This is a genomic window from Bacillus sp. JJ1127 (genome assembly GCF_036965845.1).
GTDB lineage: Bacteria > Bacillota > Bacilli > Bacillales > Bacillaceae_G > Bacillus_A.
In genome coordinates, this window is record NZ_JBALQK010000040.1 from 1 (window position 1) to 7,020 (window position 7,020).

Sequence of the window (7,020 nt, forward strand, 5' to 3'; positions counted from 1 at the left end):
GCGATATATTATATGGTCAAGTAGATGAAGTTTATGTAGCATCAGAGTATCGAAGACAAAAAGTTGCTAAAAACTTAGTAGATGATTTAATGAATTGGTTTAACCAACAGGATATTTCTTTGATCCATGTTTATGTCGATTTAGAAAATGAGCTAGCTTTAGAGTTTTGGGAGAAGATGGGGTTGGATAAGGAGTTTTTTATTCTATCAAATAATTAATTTATAATAAAAAGCTATATTAAACTGGGAGATATTTGTTACCTAATAAAAATTAACCATGGAATAAGAAAACGCTGGGATTTCTAAGTTTGTCCAAGCGTTTTTGTATGTTATTTATATTAATTGCTTTACTATTCCTAATGAAATTGTTAATTTTATTGTTTTGGGGAAGCATTCTTTTTTAGTTTGATAGCGATGTACTGAGATTCCTATTAGGAAAAAAATGAAATTATGACGGGGAGGACGACGGCAATGGCTGAAAAAACAAGAATAATAGAGATTAAGCCATATAACCCTGAGTGGAAAACAGAATTTAAGAAAATCAAAAAGATGATTGAAAGCTGTATCGGGGATTTAATTTCAAGAATTGAGCATGTAGGAAGTACTTCTGTTGAAGGATTAGCAGCAAAACCAATTATTGATATTGACGTAATTATAGAGAGTCACGATTTGTTACCTGACATTATAGAGCGATTAGAAAAAGAAGGCTATCAACATCAAGGTAATCTAGGAGTTGAAGGACGTGAAGCTTTTCAAAGAAATAATGAAGATAATTTCATGAAGTACCATCTTTATGTTTGCCCAAAGGATGGGAAAGGGTATTTAGAACATGTCGCTTTACGGGATTATTTATCAACTAACGAGGCTGCGCGGAAAGAATACGAAGAACTAAAATATCGATTGGCTGAGAACTATCGATATGACGTTTATCGTTATTGTGAAGCTAAAACAGATTTTGTAAACAAGATTTTAAACAACACGCTTTACAAAAATGAGAATTGCTGCTTGTAATAGAAAAGACTGTTCATAAAGGTAAATGGAGGGATTATAAATGTCTAATTACATATTACCGAATTTCATAATTAAAGCACACGGAAATGTATCAGATGGTTTTATTAAATTAGGAATATATGATTTTCATAGGGCATTAAAGTTTATTGGAGAATTACCATATGGGAGAAATTCTAATCGGTCTGAATACGAACTGGTAATGAGTGAAGAAAAGGGAACTTGCAGTACGAAACATGCTTTACTTTCTGCCTTATGTAAAGAACAAGGTGTGGCAGAAATAAAGTTATTCACAGGGATTTATGAAATGAATGAAAATAACACACCTGGAGTTGGAAAAATTTTAGAGAAATATAAATTGCACTCTATTCCAGAAGCACATTGTTATTTGAAATACAACAATGACAGATTTGATTTCACCAGACTTACTATACGCGGTGAACCAATCCAGGAATTCTTAATAGAAGAACAGATAGAACCGGATCAGATTGGAAATTTCAAAACTGATTTTCACCGTTCTTACATACTAATATGGTTAAATAAGCATAAGTTAACTCAAAAGTTTGATTTGGACAGCTTATGGAAAGTTAGAGAAGAATGTATCAGGGAATTGTCAACATTTTAACATAGGAATTCTTTTGAAAGTCCTCTTCCTTACATGAAGAGGACTTTTCTATGACTTCATTAATTCTCGAACAATTTGACTTAATTGATAGATTCCTTTCGTAAGGTCTTCGATAGGTGCATAGCCATACGATAAACGAATATGCTGATCAGACTCTTCTTCATAAATACGCCCTGGGTTAAGAAGGATTCCTTTAGATAATGCTTTTGAAAATAGTTTTTTCATTGGAATTTTCGGTTGTATCTTTAGCCATATAAAAAATCCTCCGCTAGGGACATCCCACGTTGCGATGTCATTACAATACATGTTCAGGGTTTGAATCATTATTTCTCTTCGTTTTGCCAGCTGCAATCTTACGGATGCTACATGTTTCTGATATAAACCACTAGATAACCATTCCGTAGCAACCCTTTGTGATAATGAGCTAGATCCATAATCCGTTTGCATTTTTATGTCTGATAATCTTTCAATCACAGGTTCTGGACCGATAATCCATCCAATTCTTAATCCAGGACTCAGAGTTTTTGATAAGCTACCGATATATAATACATGTCCATGTTGATCCAGTGCCTTTAACGGAAGTGGAGGTGGTTCATCAATCCATAATTCTCGATAAATATCATCTTCAATGACAGGAAGTTGTTCTTTTTCACAAATCTTCATAAGTTCTTTCCGGCGATTTTCCGACATTAAAACACCTGTTGGGTTATGAAAACAAGGAATAGAATATAAAATGTTTTTCTTTTGACTATATTTACTTCGTTTGGATAAATCGCTTGGTATGACACCATGCTCATCCATCGATATTCCCGAAAGATGTATACCTGCTGATTGGAATACATGAAGTGAGTATAAATAAGAAGGCTTTTCAAGTAAAACTGTGGATTCTCTATGCAAAAGACCAACGGATATTAGCTGTAGTGCTTGTAATGCTCCAGAAACGATTAGTATAGAAGACGGAGATACATCAATACCAAATGATTTTCCGTAATTACTTATTGCCTGACGTAAAGGTAAAAATCCTTTTGGTTCTTCGTATCCGAAAGTATCTAGTTTGTTAGACACACTCTGCATAACTAATTTCATTGTTTCTAATGGGAAAATATCAGTGGCAAGTTCTCCCTTACTAAGCTGAATGAATTTCTTATTTGCTTCCACTTCATTAATTTCTTGAACGATTAATTTGCTTGGTTTATGCACACCTGTTTTTACATACTCATTCCAATTAGGTGGGGGGGTTGTTGCTAATAATGACCATGTATTATTCATTACAATTGTCCCCATACCCATTTGTCCTCTAATTAAACCGTCTGCTGTTAGTTCTTCTAACGCTGTAATTACTGTGCTTCGATTTACATGGAACAGTTTTGCTAATTTTCGTTGGCTTGGAATCTTACTCCCGATTGGCCATTCTCCATTTGCAATCTTTTCTTTCATATAGTCTATAATCTGTTGGTATTTTGGAAGTTGTTTATCTGTTTTGTCATTGTACATATTCATAAAAAAACTCCCTTTATCCACTATAAAAATGCGAAGTGGCTGGTTTTTTCAATACATAACTGGTTGAAGACATTGTATCAACTATTGAATATGATGAAAAGAAATAATTGGTAAAAGAAAAGTGGTTGACTTTTTCGAAGGGGAGGAAAGAAATGCAGAACAAAAAATGGGATTTTCGTATTTTATCCGCACATGGTCTGACTATTATTCTTTGGGGTACAGCCTTTCCTGGGATCCGTATTGGACTTGAGGCGTACACACCTGAACACCTTACATTATTACGTTTATTAATAGCTTCATTTATGCTACTTATCTTTGCATGTATAAATAAAATGCATTTACCAGAGCTAAAAGATATACCAATAATTTTCATACTAGGAGCTCTCGGCTTTACTGTTTATCATATCGCATTAAACTATGGAGAACAAAGCGTCAGTGCCGGTCCAGCGAGCTTAATTGTATCAGTTACTCCTATATTTACAGCATCTCTTGCTTTTATATTTTTCAGTGAAAAGCTAAAACTAAATGGATGGATTGGCGGTGTAATTAGTTTAATTGGGGTAGCCTTTTTATCATTAGGTGATGGAGATTTGCTCCACTTAAATAGTGGAGTACTATTTATACTACTAGCAGCATTTTTAGAGAGTCTATTTTTTGTTTTCCAAAAGTCTTATTTAAAAAAATATGGCTTTCTTTCATTTACAACCTATACAATCTGGGCTGGAACTATATGTATGCTCATCTTTTTGCCAGGAATCGATCAAGAAATAATAAATGCTCCTATAGGAGTGACTCTTAGCGCTGTATACTTAGGACTTTTTCCAACTGTACTACCTTATATAGCCCTAGCATATATTACATCTCATACAGGTTCTTCTGAAGCAACAAGTTCTCTTTATTTAACACCAGGAATTGCATGCTTTGTAGCGTGGATTTGGTTAGGAGAAGTACCTACATTCATTTCTATAGTTGGAGGAGGCATTACAATAATCGGAGTTTTAATTGCTCATGTAACGAGCGAAAGGGATTGTTATAAACAAAACGAAAACACGTTGTAATTACACGTAATTCAACGTGTTTTCTCATGACCACCATCCTAATAAATAAACGAACTTCCTACATATACATAACTATTGTAAGTACCTACTCCTGTAGAGAGGGAATAATTGTGGTTCGTTGAATATATAATACAGGAATTCTATGTTATGAAAGAAAGATATTTTAAAAATAGAATAATTTTTTATTCAAAAAGGAGTTTCAAGCGATGAATATCCAATTAAAAATAATAACAAGAGATAACTGGGAAGAAGCACTGAAATTACAAGTATCGAAGAAACAAACTACATTTGTACCACCAGTAGCAGTATCACTTGCGAAAGTATATATTAAGCCGGATGGTGAAAATGTCGAATACATTCCATTCGCCATATATGATGACGATCGTATGATTGGATTCATTATGCATGCATTCGAACCAAATACATTGGACATGTATTGGATTAACGGATTTATGATTGATGAGCATCATCAAGGAAAAGGATATGGTAAAACGGCTTTAGCTGAAATGATTAAATGGATTACAAATGAATTTACGGAATGTAAGGAGATTCGATTAACTGTACATAAAGAGAATATTATTGCAAAGAGGTTATACGAGAACTACGGGTTTAAAAAACTTGATCATGTTTATGACGGAGAGCAAGTATATCGTTTACATGTGTAACTTTCATTTCAGATTTAACTAAAATAGATGCTATTAAACAACTTTTAAAAATGGAGGGGAACTTTAATTGAAAACAAAATTCCATCATATTGTAAGAGGGATCATTATAAAAAATGAAAAGCTTTTAATCGCAAATTACATCGGACATCACTATTTTTTACCAGGGGGACATGTTGAATTAGGGGAATCTGCAGAAAAAGCATTAATTCGTGAATTGAAAGAAGAGATTGGGATTGATTGTATAGTCAAACGTTTTTTAGGAGTAATCGAAAACAAATGGGAGGATAGTGACACACTCCATTATGAAATTAACCATGTTTTTGAGCTTGATAGTAATGATTTACATGTTAACCTCACACCCAATTCTAAAGAATCACATTTGGCATTTCATTGGATTATACCGAATGAAGAAAATTTAACTACATATAAAATAATGCCTAATCCTTCAGTCAAAACTTTAATAGATAAGGTAGTGAAGGAAGATTTATCAAATTGTTGGATTAGCAGTTTATAAAATAGTATCAATATCAGGAAATAGAAAGATACGAACCTACAAGAACATATAGTTTGTTGATGACCTCTTTATATAAAAAATGAATCCGTAATAACAATATCGAAAAATAGGCATATGAACAAGGTGCATCATCTAGTGATAGGTCATATTTTGTTGTTGTACGTATTGAACCTAGTTTATAGCGCTATTTCTACTTAGATTTAACGAACAGAAATATAGGAAAGCATCGATGGGGTTTTAATTTATAAACGGAGGTCATGAAAATGAATGAGTTTCAACAAGAACTACAAGCGTTAAGCCTTAATGATTATCAGTCTGGAAATGTTGTGTATTGGGACCAGCAAAATCAATATCCATATTACTATATTGAAGATGATGCTCGTCGCTGTGGCGGTTGTGGTCGTTGCGGCGGTGGCCGTTGCGGTGGATTTCGTTGTGGTGGATTCCGTTGTTTTGGTTGCTTCGGTTGCTTTAGCTGTTTTGGTTGTGGTGGTTGCGGTGGTTGCGGTGGCTCTAATTGTTTTGACGGTTTTAATGGTGTTACCTGGTGGGTCATTTAAATTCGCGACATAAATAAAGATATTTTTGAAAGAAAAGTGTATATACAAGCATGAACTGTAGAGACACTTTTCTTTCATTTTGTGAATTAAACAAATAAAAGAGCATCTTCTATTTTCGTCGAAATTAATATTTGATATAGCATTTCATATAGAAGTGACTGGTACATTGGATACATATCAAAAATTAGTTTCATGGGTAGAAGAAATAAAGGCACGGAATAAGGGATTCGTCTAACTGCACACAAAGAGAACACTCGGGCAAAAAGGTTATATGAAAGCTATCGTTTTGTAAATCTTGGTCATGTTTATGATGGAGAAGAAGTATATCGTTTACTTGTTTAACTTTAATTAAGAAAATGGATAAAGAGGAGAAACCTAATTGAAAACAAAATTTCATCATATTGTAAGAGGAATCATTATAAAAGATAACAAACTTTTACTATCAAATTATAAAGGGCATCATTCTTTTCTACCAGGTGGTCATGTGGAATTAGGAGAACCTGCAGAATGCGCATTAATTCGTGAACTTAAAGAAGAAATAGATGTAGATTGTGAAGTTAAGCACTTTTTAGGAGTGATTGAAAACGAGTGGCAAGATAGTGAGACTCTTTATTATGAAATAAATCATGCTTTCGAAGTTTATAGTAAAGACTTGCATAGTGATATAACACCGATTTCGAAAGAGTCTCACTTAAATTTCCATTGGATCATCCCTAACAATGAAAATCTAATTACATATAAAATAATGCCAGAACCCTCTGTGCAAAGGTTAATAGAAAAATTTAAAAAAGAAGATTTATCAAATTGTTGGAATAGCAATTTATAAAGTATTGCTGAAGGGTATGGGGTACTTAAGTGTTAATAATACTGAATAGTACCCAACTAATTCTTAATAACTATTAAAGGAAATCATCATCCCCATCAAATGAAATAATCGCTTCACCTTTATTGTACAAAAGAAGTAAACCTCAAACTGTGCTCCTACAAAGAATATAAGAGTCTCTCCTATATTTACAAATGAGAAATTACCTAAAAATAGGCAACTGAACAAGGTACATTACCCAGTAAAAACTCATATTTTGTTGTTGTAC

At 33.3% G+C, this 7,020-nt stretch carries 9 protein-coding genes and 1 pseudogene; 9 read left to right on the top strand and 1 reads right to left on the bottom strand.

All coding sequences use genetic code 11. The annotated features are described in order from the left end of the window. From V7183_RS05000 to V7183_RS05010, 3 genes are all read left to right on the top strand, one after another. Nucleotides 1-218, top strand: a 218-nt coding sequence (locus tag V7183_RS05000; protein ID WP_335358889.1) for a GNAT family N-acetyltransferase, incomplete at its 5' end; no start/stop codon positions are given. Between the two features lie 252 nt (nucleotides 219-470). Then, nucleotides 471-1,010: a GrpB family protein gene (locus V7183_RS05005; protein ID WP_335358890.1), complete on the top strand. Its 540-nt coding sequence runs from the start codon at nucleotides 471-473 to the stop codon at nucleotides 1,008-1,010. A 40-nt stretch (nucleotides 1,011-1,050) separates the two neighbouring features. Next, nucleotides 1,051-1,632, top strand: coding sequence for a hypothetical protein (locus tag V7183_RS05010; protein WP_097897511.1), 582 nt, complete (start codon nucleotides 1,051-1,053; stop codon nucleotides 1,630-1,632). A 48-nt stretch (nucleotides 1,633-1,680) separates the two neighbouring features. On the opposite strand, the gene V7183_RS05015 is transcribed toward V7183_RS05010, so the two are convergent. Next, on the bottom strand, nucleotides 1,681-3,126 hold the full coding sequence (locus V7183_RS05015; protein WP_335358897.1) for a PLP-dependent aminotransferase family protein: 1,446 nt from the start codon (nucleotides 3,124-3,126) through the stop codon (nucleotides 1,681-1,683). A 158-nt stretch (nucleotides 3,127-3,284) separates the two neighbouring features. On the opposite strand from V7183_RS05015, the gene V7183_RS05020 reads away from it, so the two are divergent. The 6 genes and pseudogenes from V7183_RS05020 (at nucleotide 3,285) to V7183_RS05045 (ending at nucleotide 6,755) form a co-directional block, all read left to right on the top strand. Then, nucleotides 3,285-4,190, top strand: a complete 906-nt coding sequence (locus V7183_RS05020) for a DMT family transporter (RefSeq protein ID WP_335358891.1) — start codon at nucleotides 3,285-3,287, stop codon at nucleotides 4,188-4,190. 206 nt (nucleotides 4,191-4,396) lie between these two features. Continuing rightward, the gene (locus V7183_RS05025; protein ID WP_335358892.1) at nucleotides 4,397-4,855 is read left to right on the top strand and encodes a GNAT family N-acetyltransferase; all 459 of its coding nucleotides are present in this window, start codon (nucleotides 4,397-4,399) and stop codon (nucleotides 4,853-4,855) included. Nucleotides 4,856-4,922: 67 nt separating this feature from the next. Next, entirely contained in the window at nucleotides 4,923-5,369 is a 447-nt protein-coding gene (locus V7183_RS05030) for an NUDIX domain-containing protein (RefSeq protein ID WP_335358893.1), read from the top strand. A 257-nt stretch (nucleotides 5,370-5,626) separates the two neighbouring features. Next, a complete protein-coding gene (locus V7183_RS05035; RefSeq protein WP_335358894.1) occupies nucleotides 5,627-5,929 on the top strand; it encodes a heterocycloanthracin/sonorensin family bacteriocin in 303 nt (100 codons plus the stop codon). Nucleotides 5,930-6,154: 225 nt separating this feature from the next. Then, a pseudogene (locus V7183_RS05040) lies at nucleotides 6,155-6,271 on the top strand (GNAT family N-acetyltransferase); the annotation flags it as partial. Nucleotides 6,272-6,308: 37 nt separating this feature from the next. Further along, the gene (locus V7183_RS05045; RefSeq protein ID WP_335358895.1) at nucleotides 6,309-6,755 is read left to right on the top strand and encodes an NUDIX domain-containing protein; all 447 of its coding nucleotides are present in this window, start codon (nucleotides 6,309-6,311) and stop codon (nucleotides 6,753-6,755) included. Nucleotides 6,756-7,020 lie beyond the last annotated feature (265 nt).